The following is a 16,098-nucleotide window of genomic DNA, read 5'->3' on the forward strand; positions in this document are numbered from 1 at the left end:
CCTTCTTCGATTAATTTTTTTACCAGGGATATTTTAAATCCCTGGTTTTTTAATTATCTTTTAAATTACATCAAAAAAGCTTATTTGATCACTTTCTGGAAGACCTTTTAAACAGCCAAACTTTTTAAGTAAATCTACAGCAGAATTTCCAATTTTAGCACGTTTCTTTACATCCTCTATAGAGCTGAATTGCTCTTCTCGTGCTGCACTAAATATACTTTCCGCTGCGATATTTCCCATGCCAGATATACTATTTATAGGTGGTCTTAAACCATCTTCCTCTACTATAAATTTGGTAGCATGAGATTTATACAAATCAATTGGTAAGAATTTAAATCCCCTCTCATACATTTCCAGAACTATCTCTAAGTCATCATACATATCCTTATCCTTAGGAGTGGCTTGATTACCCATGATTTGAATTTCTCTCATCTTTTCTATAACCTTTTCTTTTCCAAATATCATAAATTCACTGTCAAAGGCCTTTGCTCTAATAGTAAAGTATGCTGCATAATAAGCCTTTGGTATGTGAACCTTAAACCAGGCTATTCTAAATGCCATCATTACATAAGCTGCAGCATGAGCTTTAGGAAACATATATTTTATCTTTTTACAGGAATCTATGTACCATTCCGGTACTTTATGTTCTCTCATTAAAGCTTCATACTCTGCCCATTTTTCAGGCTGCTTCGATACTTTTCCTTTACGTACCAGCTCCATTATCTTAAATGCACTATTTGGCGGCAGACCTTTTTTGATAAGATAAATCATAATATCATCCCTGGTACATATTGCTTCACTTAATGTAACTATTCCATCATCAATTAAGTCCTTTGCATTTCCAAGCCACACATCGGTACCATGAGAAAGTCCTGATATACATATTAAATCAGAAAATGCTTTTGGCATTGTATCTACAAGCATTCCCCTTACAAACTTAGTACCAAATTCAGGAATACCAAAGGTTCCTACCTTAGAATTTATCTGTTCTGGTGTTACTCCTAGAGCTTCTGTAGATGAAAATATAGACATAGTCTCCTTATCATCCATCGGTATCTCATGGGGATTCACCCCAGTTATATCCTGCAGCATTCTTATAACTGTTGGATCATCGTGTCCAAGTATATCAAGCTTCAATAAGTTCTGGTCAATAGAGTGATAATCAAAATGTGTGGTTATAATATCTGAATTAGGATCGTCTGCAGGATGCTGTACAGGGCAAAATTCAAAGATTTCACGCCCCTTTGGCACAACTATAATTCCTCCCGGATGCTGTCCAGTGGTTCTTTTTATACCTGTACAACCTGCTGAGATTCTTGTTATTTCTGCCTTGTTTACTGGAATATTCTTTTCATCAAAGTACTTTTTTACGTATCCAAAAGCCGTCTTTTCTGCTATAGTACCTATAGTTCCAGCTTTAAAGGTTGTGCCTTTTCCAAAAATAACCTCTGTATATTTATGAGCCTTTGCCTGATATTCTCCTGAAAAGTTTAAATCTATATCTGGCTCCTTATCTCCATTGAAGCCTAAAAAGGTTTCAAAAGGTATATCTATACCATCCTTAGCTAGCTTTTCTCCACAAACAGGACACACTTTATCCGGTAAGTCAAATCCATTTTTAACACCGTAATCTGAAAAGTCCGAATACTTGCATTTAGGACACCTATAATGAGGTGGCAGAGAATTTACTTCCGTTATACCGGTCATATTTGCTACAAAAGAGGAACCAACAGATCCTCTAGAACCTACTAGATAGCCATCTTCATTTGATTTCCATACTAGCTTTTGAGCAATAATATACATTACAGAAAATCCATTTTTTATAATAGATTCCAGCTCCCTATCCAATCTGGACTGAACAATTTCTGGCAGTGGATCTCCATACAGTTCATGGGCCTTCTTATAAGCAATGTCCTTAATAGTCTGTTCACAGCCATCTATATGTGGTGGACATTTCTCCGGTGAAATAGGACTAATTGGCTCACACATATCTGATATCTTATTGGTATTTGTAACTACCACCTCATAGGCCTTTTCTTTTCCCAAATAAGAAAATTCCTCAAGCATCTCCTCTGTAGTTTTTAAATACAATGGAGCCTGATTATCTGCATCCTTAAATCCCTGTCCTGCTTCCAGTATACGTCTGTATATCTCATCCTCCGGGTCCATGAAGTGAACATCTCCTGTAGCAACTACAAGTTTATTTAACTTTTCTCCCAGGGCTACAATTTTTTTATTAATTTCCTCTAGATATTCTTTACCAGGTACCTGCTCTGTCCTTACTAAATAATCATTATTTCCTAGAGGCTGAATCTCCAAATAATCGTATCCTTTTGCTAATTCTTCAATTTCCTCATCGGATTTTCCAAGTAGTATTGCTTGATACAGTTCACCTTCACTACAGGCACTACCAAGAATTAAGCCCTCAGAATATTTTTTATACAAACTCTTTAATATACGAGGTTTTTTATAAAAATAATCCAAATGAGAATAAGATACCAGCTTATATAAATTCTTTAATCCCACATAATCCTTTGCTAGTATTATTGCATGATAAGTTTTAAGCTTTTTATACTCTTCCTTTTTAGCTGCCTCATCACGGCCATATATATCTATATCTTTAAGGTTTTCTGCTCCCCTTTCTTTTAGCTTTTCAAGCATTACATTAAACACCTTAACAGTAGTTGCCACATCATCCAAAGCTCTATGGGCAACTTCCACCTTTATACCAAGGTTTTTAGCAATTCTCCCTAATTTATAGGTTTTAAAATCAGGGAAGACCTCCTGTGCTAAGGACAAAGTATCTACATATGTAAAATCAAAGTCACACCCTAAAATTTTGGCATTATGCTTTAAAAATCCCACATCAAATTCAGCATTATGTGCAACCAAAACACTATCCTTTATAAAATCTAGCATTTTAGGAAATACCTGCTCTATGGTTTCTGCATTTCTTACCATATCATCAGTTATATTTGTAACCTCTACAACTCTTAATGGAATTGGCTTTTCAGGGTTTACAAAAGTGCTGAATGTGTCTATTACCTTTCCATCCTTGATTTTCATGATTCCTATTTCAGTAATTTTTTCTGTTACTGGCGAAAATCCTGTGGTTTCTAAATCCAATACACAATAAGTGGTATCAATACTCTGTCCTTTAGGATTTGTTACAGATGGCTTTTTATCTGGTGCCAGATAAGCCTCGACCCCATATATAATCTTCATATCTGGATTATCTCTTCCTAAAAGTTTATGTGCTTCAGGAAAAGCCTGAACTACTCCATGATCTGTTATAGCAATTGATTTCATGCCCCAGCTCATAGCTCTTTTAATTAAATCAGTAGCACTAGTCATAGCATCCATCTGGCTCATTTGCGTATGCATGTGAAGTTCTACCCTCTTCACCTCAGATTTATCTTGTCTTTGAACTTTCTTCATGCCTTCTGTTTCAATTATAGTATTGGCAATAATCTCAATTTCCTGAGAAAACTTGCTATAACCTGAGTTTCCAGAAAGCCTAATACCCTTAGCCTTTTTAAGTCTTGATAATACCTCACTGTCTTCACCGGGCTTGCAAAATACCTTACAGGTCATGGAACTTGAACCATCATACAAGTCAAAGGAAATTAGTATTTTTCCACTTCGGAGTTCCTTTGTCTCCATGTTGGATATTTCACCTTCTATAGCTATCCTACCTTCATCTGGTGTGATATCAGTAATTTTTACTACAGGCTCTCTAATACTATTACTTCTACCTAATATCAAGAATGGATTATTAGTTTTTTTCCTATGATTTTCTACTTTCGTTTCCTGATTTTTTTCTACAGGCTTATTTGGCAATTTAGACACATTATTGCTTCGTGCACTATTAATTTCCTTTTTAATAAACAGCATTTCGCTTTCACGTTTATCCTCTTCAAACTTTATTAATTCTTCACTTCCTAATTTATCAACAAAGTTTATTTTATATTCTGTACCGTACATGCTTTTTATAGCCTTAGAAATTTTTTTATCATAATCCATAGATTTTAGAAACTCTGATACTGAAATTTTTAAATTGAAGTTTATGGTATTTCCATTTACTTCATATTCACTATTATTTAAGAGTATTGCTCTTAAAGCAGGGTGCTTATCTGCCACCAAAAATATAATATTTTTCAATTCATCTTCTATGGGTTTTTTATCTGTATCTTCAGCATACCTTACATCAATTTTAGAATTCTTTAGTGAAAACCTTTCTCTTATAAATTTATTAAGACGCTGGATTTCTTTTATTTCAATATACTTATCTGAGTTAATTTTCATTTCTAGAGTTTTAGTTTTTTTACTTAAGGCTACAGATTCTACAATGGCAGCATTTATGTTACCTTCTGTTTCATAATCACTAAAAATTTCATTTATTCTCTTCATACTACTTTTTAACCTTCTCCCCAAAATTTTTAGTATGCTACTATTATATAGGATAATATTACGCATTGTCATGTAGAGAAAAAGTGTATATAACACCGTTTATCCATTTTCACTACTTTCTTGCAATTATATTATATCCTATCTAAATAGGAATTTATCATAATTTTATTGTTCCTTTCATCAAAATAAACTTACCTCAGAATTATGATAAGCTTAAAATATCTTCAATATGATATAATATCTACAATAGAATTATGTTTATATTAAAAAAATTAGTGAGGAGAAATACTAATGGTAAATATGTTATTTAGCTTATATAATTTTAATGATACTTGGGCAAAAGATGCAGTATCAAAATATATAAATTGTAGTAATAAGGTTCTAATAATTCCATTTTCTTTTGGTGAAAACATAAAGAACAATGTGGATTGGCAGAATGAGTTTGGCAAAGATAATGGGGATCATTACAAAGCTATCATAAAACCTTTTTTAAGCTACGGAATCAAAAATAAAAATATAAACTGCATAAATTATTTTGAAGATACAAAGGAAAATGCAAAAAATAAAATAACAAGTAGTGATATACTATTTTTCACTGGAGGTCTGCCTGATAAAATGATGTGCCGTTTAAAGGAGTTTGATTTAATAAATGAAGTTGAAAACTTTACCGGAACAATTATTGGCAGTAGTGCTGGAGCAATGATTCAGATAAAAGAGTATCATATCACTCCCGATGAAGATTACGACACATTCTCATATAATGAAGGATTAAATTTCATTAAAAATTTTGACATTGAAGTTCATTATAAAGAAACAGAAATACAAAAAAACTATATAAATAAAGTGCTAAATGAAAAAACAGATACAGTATATGCTATTAAAAATACTGGTGGAATAATTGTTGATAATAATTCAATTAAATTATTGGGAGACACGCAGACATTTAGTAGATAATTTATCCGATGACTACCTGCTCTAATACTCCCACTTATCCAAGTTGGAGTAAAGAGCAGGTACGTCCCTGGATAACGATTTCTAAGTTTCAGATGGAGAAAAAACTCCACCTAAAACTTAGAACTCTGTTTATATAATCCAAATTTGGCGAAATTAAATTTTATAAATAATTTAAATAATGTTCACAAATCGGAAACAATTGTATATAATATAAGTAAGAAATATATTAAACTATTTCTTGTTTAACCAAAATGTGGATATTCTGTAAACGTATACTTAAATAAGAATTAATGAAAAAAAAATTTTTGTTTAAGTATAAAATTAATATAAGGAGGTGTATATTGATGGCAAACTTAGGTTCTCTAGGACAAAAATCAATAGAAAAAGATCGTACTGTACAGCAGCCACCAACTGAAGAATTAAATAAACTTAATGATAAACCTGTACAGGAAGATGACATACCACCTGCATTATTAGTTGTGTTTGCAGTTATTCCTATGGCTATATTGCTTATATTATTTACGTTTTTTAATTAGCATCCAATATTTACGATTTAAATATCTGCATTATAAATTTTTTATATAAAAATAGGCACTGGTTTCAGCCAGTGCTCACTTTTTATATAATTTAAATTATCAATTCTTTAGCGTATGGTAGAGTTTCAATCCATTTACAAAATTCTCGCCATTCTGGTAATCTATGATTCCTTCTCTGGCTATATACACCCTTTAAGCATCTATAATTAGTAGTTAGCCTTGCAGTAAGTTCAAATCCTGCAGGATTAGAGTATAAAAGCTTTAAGTAATCTTCTTTATCCTGAGTTTTATTGTATGTATCCTTTAATTCTTCGATAATATCAATAATTCTTTTATCTACATATTCATTATACTGCTTGGATAAATCAAATTTCGATATTCTATGCATTGTACTTTGACTACTTACAAAAGTAATAAATCTATATCTTTCTAATTCAACCCATGCTTTATTAGTAAATGTTAAATCAAAGGCAACACGTATTCCTGACAAAAATTGATCATGAGCTTCTCCTTTAGGTGATTTAGCTAGACTTTTAACTGTATTTGTAATATCAGAATTACATTTATCTGTATCTACTGCCATAGGATATTTACTTGCTTTTATGCTTTCTTCCAGATCATATACTTTTAAATTTTCTATTTTCATTATTTTACCTTTCATCCTTCCTTGACTCATATATTCTATACTAAGTTTATCATCTTTTATTAGAACTAACCAGTAACTATATAAAAAAATGATAATTCTATACTCCATAGATTATACTTACTTACCAAAATATTAGCAAATGAAAAATATATTGTAAATTATATTATATTTTATAAAATTAATTCGATAAATTAATGAAATAATTTATAAAGGAGTGTACTATTTATGTCTAATACTATTAATTCTTTACTTTCTTACTTGAATAGTATAAATACAAGTAATCAAGTTTCACAAAATCCAATTTTAGATTCAGATAATTCTTCTGACAATTCAGATAATTTAATTTCTAACTTAAGTTCGGATTCAGTTAAACTTAGTCCTAAAGCATTAAGTGCTTTAAGCTCTTTACAAAATTCTAGCAACAATACATTTAGCTCTGCATTAGATGCCTTAGTATCAAACGGTACCATTACATCGGATCAGGAAAATTCTATTAAAAGTGCTTTTATATCCGCAAAAAATTCTTCTTTATCATACTCGGGTACTTCAAAAAATAATTCTCTATTTCCTTTAGATGCTCTAGTATCAAATGGTACTATCACTAAAGATCAAGAAAATTCCATAAAAGAAGCTTTTATATCTGCAAAAAAATCTTCTTATATCAATAAGTTACAAAAGCAAGCCAAATCAATATTACAAAATCCTATACTAGCAAAAAATCCTGAATTACTTCTAAATTCAGATCTATATAAGAAAAACAGCGATATTGATTACAGTTATGTTCCAAATACTTCATATTTAAATAAATTATAATATAATAGCAAATGGGACTGTCACACTAAGGAATTTACATACAACACATTGTTTTGAAAGTCACTTGCTAACACAATATGTTGTAGAATTTATTTTTAGTGCGACAGCCCCATTTTTTAGTGTTTTTCAATATAATATTACTTTCATCAATAGGCTTTAATATATATTTCTTTACTATATTTGTAAAATCTAAAGGAAGCAATGTTTTTTATTGATAACCGTCATATAAAGTTTCTAATGTTGTAACTACATCTTGTTCCGTAATTGTTCCTCCAAATGACATACATAGTGGTTCTTTATAAATCATTGGTTTTGCCGCTAATATCTGTTCCTTTGTAAATCCTTGCTCTCTAAAAGAAGGAATTTGTATTTCTTTGCACAACTTTCTAACTGCATTACCTACTGCTTTTCCAATTGCTTCTGGTTCTTCTGATGAAAAAGTAACTCCCATTATTTCTCCAATTTTTTTCATTTTCTCAGGATATGTTTTAGCAGCAAATTCTATAATAGCTGGAGTTACTAACGCACAGCATATACCATGAGAAATATGGTACATATGTCCTAAAGCATGTGCTGTTGAATGTCCCATATGCACTCCTGACTCATTAAATGCAATACCTGCAAAATTACTTGCTAGGGCTAAATTTTCTCTTGCTTCTGCATTGTTTATATCTTTTACTGCAATCGGCAACCATTTTGTTATTAATCGAATAGCTTCATAAGCTAGCAAATCAGAATGTGGTGTATTTTTTCCTTCCGTTAATGCTTCGTTGGCATGTGAAAATGCGTCCATTCCTGTAAATGCTGTAATAAATGCCGGACATCCAACTGTAAGTTCTGGATCTACAATTGCATAATCAGGGGGACATGGCAGTCCAATTTTGCATTGCATTATTTCCGAAGAAATAACTGATACAAAAGTGCTCTCTGAACCTGTTCCTGATGTTGTAGGAATTAATAGCATTGTAATTGGTTTTACCGCATAATTCTTTTGACCAGTTAAATAAAGTACAATTTCCTGTAATACTTCATCACCATTTGGAATTACTGCTGCAATGGCTTTTGCGCTGTCAAGCGTGCTACCGCCTCCAAGTCCTACAATACCATCAACTGCTTTTTCTCTACCTATAGCTGCTGCCGCTGTTACTGTATAATCAGGGCAATCCGTTTCTACACCGTCCCATATAACAACTTGCACATCCTCCTCTCTTATAATATTAGCTACTTTTTCTGCATAACCAATTTCTGAAATTTTCTTATCTGTTACTAATAATACTTTGTTCATACCCAATTCTTTTGCTTTTTTACCTACTTGCTGTAAAGTTCCATTTCCAAAAAGTACTGGTGATAGTTGTGTGTAAACTCCTGATTTTAACATTTATCATTTCCCCCTTTTTTAACCTATTATTTTTATAATTCAAATGCTGCTTTATATCCGCTGCCAACAGCTGCCTCAATACGCCCTGCCTTTGCCGCATCGCCAAGCAATACAACCTTGTCAAATGCCGTTTTTATTTCTTCTACCAATTCTTTATTAGATGCTGTTCCCAAAGAAACTACTACTGCATCAAAATCAAAATTTTTAGTTTCATTAGTATTTGTCGTTTCCACTGTCACAGTAGTTCCATCAATTTTTACCAACTTATGCTTTGGATATAGTTTAATTTCATGTTCTGCTATTCTTCCCATAACATCAATCAGGTTTTGAAAAAATATTCCCGGCCCTATTTCATCTGCCATTTCAAATACTGTTACCTTATTGCCTTGTGATCCCAATAATTCTGCAGTCTCAATTCCTGTCATACCTGAACCAATAACACCAACCTTTTTACCCTTAAGTGTTACTTTTCCACTCAAAATATCTACTGGTGTATAAACCTTTTCTCCATCAAGTCCTGGAATAGCTTTTGGCATTATAGGATTAGAGCCTTGTGCAACAAATACTGCATAGGGATTTAATGCTTTTATTTCATCTATTGTTGGTGCATGATTTGTTTTTACTTCAACACCAAGTTCATCCAATTGTCCTTTTTGGTAATCAATTAACCATGCTGTTTTTTCCTTTTTAGGTGGCTTAGAAGCATATACAATTTGTCCTCCAACCTTGGAATTCTTTTCAAAAACAATTGGTTTGAATTTACGTTTTGCCAGTATACGAGCTGCTTCCATTCCTGATGGTCCGGCACCAATAACTACAACTACACGTCCCTTACCATCTTTCTTTAAGCAATCGTCTCCATATTGATTTTCTCTGCCACCCTGATAATTAATTGCACATGCCATAGGTGCTGCTCCCATATCTGCAGACATTAAAGTTTCCATACAATACAAGCAAGAGATACATTTTCTAATGCTTTTTTCTTTTCCCTCTTGTGCTTTATTTCCCCATTCTGGGTCAGCAAAAAATTGTCTGGCTGATCCTATAAAATCTACTTTTTCTTCTTCAAGAACCTTCTCTGCAAATTCTGGCTCACGAATGACAGATACACCAATTACCGGGATAGAAACTGACTCTTTAATCTTAGCTGGAATATTAATTTTCCATCCTTGATCAAAACCAACTGGTTCCCAAGATGTATTCATTGTTTCATAAATACCACAGCTTACATCAAGTGCATCAACTCCTTGTGCCTCTAGATGCTTTGCAATTTTTACTCCTTCATCTAAATGTATTCCTAATTCCGGATATCCCGCATAACCCATACATTCATCTGCAGAGTATCTCACAATAATAGGATAACTTGATCCACATTCCTTACGAACTCCTGCAATAATTTCATCTAAAAATCTCATACGGTTTTCAAAACTTCCACCATATTCGTCAGTTCTTTTATTCGTATACGGACTTAGAAATTGACCAATCATATAGCCATGTGCTCCATGAAGTTCAACTGCGTCAATTCCAGCTTTCTGCAGCCTCTTAGCTCCCTGAATAAATCTATGGATTGTATCTTTAATTTCTTCTTTTGTCATCTCATGAGTTGGCTGATGAACTACCTGGCATTCTGTAACACTAGGTGCCTGCATGCTTGTATTTCCATTGATTACTGCTATGCCCTGGCGACCTGGATGATAGATTTGAACAGCTATAACTGAGCCATATTTATGGATTTCATCTGCCATTCTTTTTAATCCCTCAATGTATTTATCATCATCTACTGCTATCTGATGGCAATTTCCTTTTCCAATTTTTAAATTGATACAAGCACACTCTGTGATTACAAGACCTACTCCACCTTTTGCTCGTTCTCCATAAAATGCTATATCTGATTCTGAAACACTTCCATCTGCTTCTGCCAAATGGTTACCCATTGCAGTCATAACTATTCTATTTCGCACAGTCATTGATCCAATATTTTTTGACGAAAATAATTTTTGATACATATTTTTTCCCCTCCAAGCTGTATATTTTTAAATTACTTGCCTATTTTTTTTAACTCCCCAAGCTAACATTAGTATAGTTAATGCAGCTGCCACAACTGCTCCTATGATGAAACACATAAAGTTTACACCGCGGCCGCCGCTAATTGATGCGGCAATTGGATTAATAATATATGGGCAGCAAAATTGGCCAAAATTTTGTGCACAGGTTACAACAGAAATTGCCATACCTGCTGAAAATCCATCTACAGACATCCCTGTATTGATAAAGATACCAGGTAAAGCAGCAGAAACGGCCATACCAACAAGTATGCTGCCAATATGGCACACAATCATACTGTTAGCAAATGCTATGACTACATAAGCTACCACCAGCATCAAACAGCCAACTGCAACTGCACAGTTTTTAGTTCTCTTTGCCAGACTACCATATAACAAGCCCATAATAATACCGCCAATTGCAAAGAATGCTAATCCTAGTCCTGAATCTGCAGCAGTTCCAAGATTTTTTTCTGTTACAAGAAACGACAATGAAATTGAATATACTTGTACACTGATAAATAGGATAAACATGAATATAACCCATCCCCATGTAGCACTTGTAAGCTTTGTTTTTTGCGCATCACCTGTTGTTGTCATTTTTTCAGGTTTTGTATTTGGTACCATAGTTGCTACTAAAATTAGTGATATGATTGCAAGTAGATGAACGAAAAATACATAATTCCATCTCACTTCTGTGAGCCACCCACCTGCAAAAACCATAATAGCCGCTCCTGCCATTTGACTCGCTTGTAATGTACCCTGTACTTTTTGTTGTTCAACTCCGCTAAAATTATCAGCAACAATCGCAGTACTAACAACTTGACATATTCCTATGCCAACACCAAGTATTCCTCTCATAACCAGAATAGTTGTGAAAGATGTCATAAATGCAGGTGCTGCTCCTCCTATAAGGAAAATTATAATTCCTGCCAATGCAATATTCTTTTTAGAAATCGTTTGCATAAGCTTGCCGACTACAATAGTTGTAGGTATAATTACAATACATGGTATTGAAATTAGATTCTGAATCATCGTTTGTGATGCTTCAGGAAATTTAGCTCCTATTGTCGATAAAGAACTAGAAATGCCGATAACACCCATCATTAATAATCCAATGCCGTAGATTCCTAACTTGATTTTACCTTTTGCATTTTCCATAAACATTTCTCTCCTTTCATATAGTAGGGTTATTTCTTAAACTAATTTTATCACGTACCTGCCTTTCAATGCATCGTCTAAAAGTGAAATTGTTAAATTATTATCATTAAATATATTGCATTTTATTTTTATAATTTATTGATAATTTATTAACTCTAGTTTGCAATAAATTGCAATATACTTCATAATGTTGCATGTTTAGACACCTATCATCTTGCTTGTTTACACTACTTACTATATAATTTAATAAAGACTATATTATGGAGGAATTATTATGGCAGTAAAAATTAACAGCTTATTAGAATTTCTTTCAGAATTTAAACCAGCTTCTACATGTAAATGTTATCATGAGGTGCGTACTTTTCGTTTGTTAAATAACAACTTAAGTGACTTACATTCAGACTGTATCTACATAGGTAAGACTTCTCAACTACCATCTATTTCACCAACTGTGCCAACAACATTTTTGCTGATAAAGGATAGTGACACTTTTGCATACGATTCTTTAGCTCCTAAATGTGAATATATATATGTTGAACCTAGTACAGACCTTAATATGCTATTTAACTCAGTACAGGATTACTTTGATAATGCTATGTATGTATCTGAATGTGCTCTCAAAATTATGCAATTAAATAAAAATACTTCCACTTTGCAGGAAGTACTCGATTTAGGTCTGGAGTTATTAGGGAATCCTCTCTTGTTAGTAGATGTTTCACTTTGTTTTATTGCTCATGCTGGCGGTAACACCGTTATTAATGAACCTTTATGGGAATGGACATTATCTAAAGGATATGTGACCGAAGAATATGTTAACTCTGTAATGATGGATGGACTAGCTGATGAAAGAACGTATCCACAAAAACCTCTTTTAATATGGGAAAAGGGTATTTTAAATCATGATCAATTAGTTTTTCGTATTTTATACAATAATACTCCTGTAGGATATCTTAAAACATTAGCATATAATAAACCAATATCTGAAACTGATCAACAGATTATTACACTTATAGGAAATTGTCTTTGCCAGTTTTTAACTAATAATCATGCAGAGCAGGCTTCTTGTTCTCCCCTAATAGAATCATTTTTAATATCTCTATTAAATGAAAAATTATATGATCGTAATGCAATTAATGAACGCATACACCAATTTAATTTAAAATTATATGATAATTTGGTATTGATAGTTATTGAACTAAAAAATGACCTTTTACAAGACAAAGATAAAGCTTTTCTATTTAAACGAAAGCTTCAAAACTTCCTGGGACGAGATAACATTGTATATTACGATAATCACCTTGTAGCTCTTTATGATTATAAATCAAGCGAACCGTTCACAGAATTTGAATGGACTAATTTTGAAAATTTATTAAATTCTTTTAATTGTCGTGCTGGTATTAGCTTAGTATTTAACAATCTTTACTCATTGCCTGAATGTTACCGTTCTGCTTGTGAAGCACTGCATACAGGCTGGAAATTACATTTTTCTAAACCCATTATTAAATATTCAGATATTATTCTTCAACACGTTTTCTTGACTTATGCCAATCAGAAGGATTTGTCACCTTTGATCCATCCAGCTATAAAGACTTTGCAAGAACTAGAATCAGATAAATACCACATGTTACTAGAAACCATAAAAGCATATATTACCAATAGATTAGAAATTGTACCAACTGCTAAATCATTATTTACTCACTATAATACAATAAAATATAGGCTTAATCGAATTGTGGAACTAACAGGACTAGACTTTACAGACTATCAAACTATATTTCAATTACAATTATCATTTCTTATCATGGACATGCTTGAACAGCTAAAAAAAACTAATGAATAGATTTAAAACCTTCTAATGCAAAATAAGCACCCGCTTTAACCAGTGCTTATTTTGCATATTTCAATTATTTTATTAAAATTATTTCAGATGTTAAACTTGTCATTTTTTCTATTAACTATTGTTTTTGTTCAGCCGTCATTTGATCATCTTTTAATGTAGTGTATGACACTTTTATTTGATTATATTCTTTACTTAGACACTAAAGACTCCAATAATTTCCCCATACTATTAGCTTTAAGGATTGTATCTTCCTGCTCTTCAAAACTAGGTGGAAGATGTTTCTTTTCGATTTTATCCAAAATACCATATTTCTTAACCACATTCCCTGCATTACATTTGTGACCAAATCCACATGTGTAACATTGAGAATATCCATGAGCGGATACAGCACCAACTACTGACATCTTATTAACCATCATAGATTTTTTTATAATCGTATTGACTAAACTGGCTCCTTGCTCATTATAACTAGCGCTAACCGCTATACCAATCTTGCCAGATAGACTAAAAGCTTCTCTGTGTCGAAAACAAAAAGTTCTTTCCAAGCATGCATGGCCAAGAGCATTTATAGTTCCTCCATAATTAGGTGCTCCAAAAACAATTGCATTTGCCATTAACATTTTTTCTGCTATTTCATTCCAGTCATCTTTAACTTTGCACTGATTATCGGCGGCGCAGAGTGTGCATCCAATACAACCATTAATTTTCTTGCCTGACAATGAAATGTATTCATACTCTGAATTACTTGCTTCCAATATAGCTTTCACTGTCTTGCTGGTAATTCCATCTTTTCTTCCGCTTGCACTAATTCCCAAAATCATATTATCCATCCCCTTTACTTATACTAAGTGTACGTTACTATACTAAGTGCTATCCTTATGTGACTGTCACTTAACTTACGATGATAACATTATCTGTTATTTGTATTAAATAGTATTCTATATTGAATTAAAAATTCCTTTTCTAGAATTTATCTTTTTCAAAGAAATCATTACCGTTAATATACAAAAATAAAACCTAAAATAGCTTTTACACTACTCTAGATTTTATTTCTTATTGAACTCTGTTTACGATACGTTACCTCCAGCTGCTGTATCAGCCTTTTGTACAGGAGTTACAGTATTCTGTATATTAGCTAGTTTTTGTTTCAACTCTTCATTTTCTTTCTGTACTCCAGCTAAATCTTGCTGAACCTTTTGAATTTGTGCATTTTTTTCAGCTTCTGTAGGAATAGCATGTCCTAAGTCATTTACTGCCTCTTGGATAAAATCACTAATAAGCTTTTTTTGATTCATTGTAGGTTCCACATTAATTTCCTTAAGTGCAGCATATACCGTGTTCTGAGCTGCCTTAAATCTGTCTTCATCAGTTTTTAACATTCCTGAATGATATAGTTGTTCAGCCGCTTTTACACCTGCTTTTGCTTTTTGTTCCATCCAATCTATTAAACTTCCTGCAGGTTTTAAAGCAGGTAAAGTCTCTGAAATTTTTATAAGTGGCTCTGTTGCAGTTAAAACTTGTTCTGTTGTGTTTAATACCTTGTCTACATCAATATTTCTTTTATTCAAATAAGGTACTAACCCAAATATACCTCCGATTACACCAACTAATACTCCACCTATAGCTACAATATCATTTACACTAATCATATCATTTTCCTCCACTTTAAATATATCAACGCCCCACTTTTAAAGTATTCATCAAACTTCTAATTTGTTCATGTAGGTTTTCTATTTTTAATATCAATGAATCTTACTTAGTGGGAATTTGTTTCTCCCACTAAGTTTAGATGAATTATCTAGGGGCGTAGCTACTGTTAGCTCCCACTTTGATAGAAAAGCAGGTATCCCAAATCTATGATTTAGTGATAATCGCTTTCACAGAGTGCGTGGGAGTGTTACAGTAGGTAGCCATCAGATAAAAAGATCTGTAAAACACTCTATATAGCTTAGTGTGAATTCAGTGAAAAATTTTAGTATTATATTTTCTATATTGTAAATAATATTAATCAAAGTAGATGATAAGGGAGGAATTGATATATGAATTCACAAGCAAGGGATAATATTCATAAAGTAAAAGAATCATTGAAAAGTGCTCAGCAAGGTTTGCAAATGGCTGCAAATGAAGTGGAAAATTCTAATATTAAAAATCAAATAAATACTCAGTTAAACCAAGTTTCTACTTGTCTTGACGAATGTGAAAAAATAGCTTCTGGACTAAGTCAATACAAAAACTACCATCCATAAAAAACATTGCATAACACAAAACATTAAAGCCATCAATTTGTTAATAATTGGTGGCGTCTAATCAAAATCTAC

General features: G+C 32.6%; 12 protein-coding genes. 5 read left to right on the plus strand and 7 right to left on the minus strand.

Features of this window, described 5'->3' with window-relative positions; translation table 11 throughout:
- Positions 1-60 precede the first annotated feature (60 nt).
- On the minus strand, positions 61-4,410 hold the full coding sequence (gene polC / locus CLJU_RS15135) for a DNA polymerase III subunit alpha (RefSeq protein WP_013239706.1): 4,350 nt from the start codon (positions 4,408-4,410) through the stop codon (positions 61-63).
- 291 nt (positions 4,411-4,701) lie between these two features.
- Between polC and CLJU_RS15140 the strand changes: the two genes are divergently transcribed.
- Together CLJU_RS15140 and CLJU_RS15145 are read left to right on the plus strand one after the other, a co-directional pair.
- Entirely contained in the window at positions 4,702-5,364 is a 663-nt protein-coding gene (locus CLJU_RS15140) for a Type 1 glutamine amidotransferase-like domain-containing protein (protein ID WP_013239707.1), read from the plus strand.
- Between the two features lie 344 nt (positions 5,365-5,708).
- Complete coding sequence (locus CLJU_RS15145; protein WP_041705164.1) at positions 5,709-5,900, plus strand: hypothetical protein; 192 nt, start codon at positions 5,709-5,711, stop codon at positions 5,898-5,900.
- A gap of 91 nt (positions 5,901-5,991) precedes the next feature.
- Here the strand turns inward: CLJU_RS15145 and CLJU_RS15150 are convergent, their stop codons facing one another.
- A complete protein-coding gene (locus tag CLJU_RS15150; protein WP_013239709.1) occupies positions 5,992-6,654 on the minus strand; it encodes a hypothetical protein in 663 nt (220 codons plus the stop codon).
- A gap of 117 nt (positions 6,655-6,771) precedes the next feature.
- On the opposite strand from CLJU_RS15150, the gene CLJU_RS15155 reads away from it, so the two are divergent.
- Positions 6,772-7,359, plus strand: a complete 588-nt coding sequence (locus CLJU_RS15155; protein WP_013239710.1) for a hypothetical protein — start codon at positions 6,772-6,774, stop codon at positions 7,357-7,359.
- A gap of 208 nt (positions 7,360-7,567) precedes the next feature.
- On the opposite strand, the gene CLJU_RS15160 is transcribed toward CLJU_RS15155, so the two are convergent.
- From CLJU_RS15160 to CLJU_RS15170, 3 genes are read right to left on the minus strand one after another with little or no spacing between them, the layout of a single operon-like run.
- A complete protein-coding gene (locus CLJU_RS15160; RefSeq protein WP_013239711.1) occupies positions 7,568-8,737 on the minus strand; it encodes an iron-containing alcohol dehydrogenase in 1,170 nt (389 codons plus the stop codon).
- Between the two features lie 32 nt (positions 8,738-8,769).
- On the minus strand, positions 8,770-10,743 hold the full coding sequence (locus CLJU_RS15165; RefSeq protein WP_013239712.1) for an oxidoreductase: 1,974 nt from the start codon (positions 10,741-10,743) through the stop codon (positions 8,770-8,772).
- A gap of 27 nt (positions 10,744-10,770) precedes the next feature.
- The gene (locus CLJU_RS15170; protein ID WP_148222383.1) at positions 10,771-11,940 is read right to left on the minus strand and encodes an MFS transporter; all 1,170 of its coding nucleotides are present in this window, start codon (positions 11,938-11,940) and stop codon (positions 10,771-10,773) included.
- Between the two features lie 274 nt (positions 11,941-12,214).
- On the opposite strand from CLJU_RS15170, the gene CLJU_RS15175 reads away from it, so the two are divergent.
- Positions 12,215-13,780 (plus strand): PucR family transcriptional regulator, encoded by a 1,566-nt coding sequence (locus CLJU_RS15175; RefSeq protein ID WP_013239714.1) that lies wholly within the window; start codon positions 12,215-12,217, stop codon positions 13,778-13,780.
- Between the two features lie 188 nt (positions 13,781-13,968).
- Here the strand turns inward: CLJU_RS15175 and CLJU_RS15180 are convergent, their stop codons facing one another.
- Together CLJU_RS15180 and CLJU_RS15185 are read right to left on the minus strand one after the other, a co-directional pair.
- The gene (locus CLJU_RS15180; RefSeq protein ID WP_013239715.1) at positions 13,969-14,601 is read right to left on the minus strand and encodes a flavodoxin family protein; all 633 of its coding nucleotides are present in this window, start codon (positions 14,599-14,601) and stop codon (positions 13,969-13,971) included.
- 246 nt (positions 14,602-14,847) lie between these two features.
- On the minus strand, positions 14,848-15,429 hold the full coding sequence (locus CLJU_RS15185; protein ID WP_013239716.1) for a hypothetical protein: 582 nt from the start codon (positions 15,427-15,429) through the stop codon (positions 14,848-14,850).
- A gap of 390 nt (positions 15,430-15,819) precedes the next feature.
- Here CLJU_RS15185 and CLJU_RS15190 point away from each other — a divergent pair, with 390 nt between their 5' ends.
- Positions 15,820-16,026 (plus strand): hypothetical protein, encoded by a 207-nt coding sequence (locus CLJU_RS15190; protein ID WP_013239717.1) that lies wholly within the window; start codon positions 15,820-15,822, stop codon positions 16,024-16,026.
- The last annotated feature ends 72 nt before the right edge of the window (positions 16,027-16,098 follow it).

The organism is Clostridium ljungdahlii DSM 13528 (genome assembly GCF_000143685.1).
Classification (GTDB): domain Bacteria; phylum Bacillota; class Clostridia; order Clostridiales; family Clostridiaceae; genus Clostridium_B; species Clostridium_B ljungdahlii.

Excerpts from the sequence above, each read along its gene's own strand:
- CLJU_RS15190 (WP_013239717.1), top strand. The coding sequence starts at position 15,820 with ATGAATTCACAAGCAAGGGATAATATTCATAAAGTAAAAGAATCATTG.
- CLJU_RS15175 (WP_013239714.1), top strand. The coding sequence starts at position 12,215 with ATGGCAGTAAAAATTAACAGCTTATTAGAATTTCTTTCAGAATTTAAA.
- CLJU_RS15155 (WP_013239710.1), top strand. The coding sequence starts at position 6,772 with ATGTCTAATACTATTAATTCTTTACTTTCTTACTTGAATAGTATAAAT.
- CLJU_RS15185 (WP_013239716.1), bottom strand. The coding sequence starts at position 15,429 with ATGATTAGTGTAAATGATATTGTAGCTATAGGTGGAGTATTAGTTGGT.
- polC (WP_013239706.1), bottom strand. The coding sequence starts at position 4,410 with ATGAAGAGAATAAATGAAATTTTTAGTGATTATGAAACAGAAGGTAAC.
- CLJU_RS15165 (WP_013239712.1), bottom strand. The coding sequence starts at position 10,743 with ATGTATCAAAAATTATTTTCGTCAAAAAATATTGGATCAATGACTGTG.
- CLJU_RS15145 (WP_041705164.1), top strand. The coding sequence starts at position 5,709 with ATGGCAAACTTAGGTTCTCTAGGACAAAAATCAATAGAAAAAGATCGT.
- CLJU_RS15170 (WP_148222383.1), bottom strand. The coding sequence starts at position 11,940 with ATGGAAAATGCAAAAGGTAAAATCAAGTTAGGAATCTACGGCATTGGA.
- CLJU_RS15180 (WP_013239715.1), bottom strand. The coding sequence starts at position 14,601 with ATGATTTTGGGAATTAGTGCAAGCGGAAGAAAAGATGGAATTACCAGC.
- CLJU_RS15160 (WP_013239711.1), bottom strand. The coding sequence starts at position 8,737 with ATGTTAAAATCAGGAGTTTACACACAACTATCACCAGTACTTTTTGGA.
- CLJU_RS15150 (WP_013239709.1), bottom strand. The coding sequence starts at position 6,654 with ATGGAGTATAGAATTATCATTTTTTTATATAGTTACTGGTTAGTTCTA.
- CLJU_RS15140 (WP_013239707.1), top strand. The coding sequence starts at position 4,702 with ATGGTAAATATGTTATTTAGCTTATATAATTTTAATGATACTTGGGCA.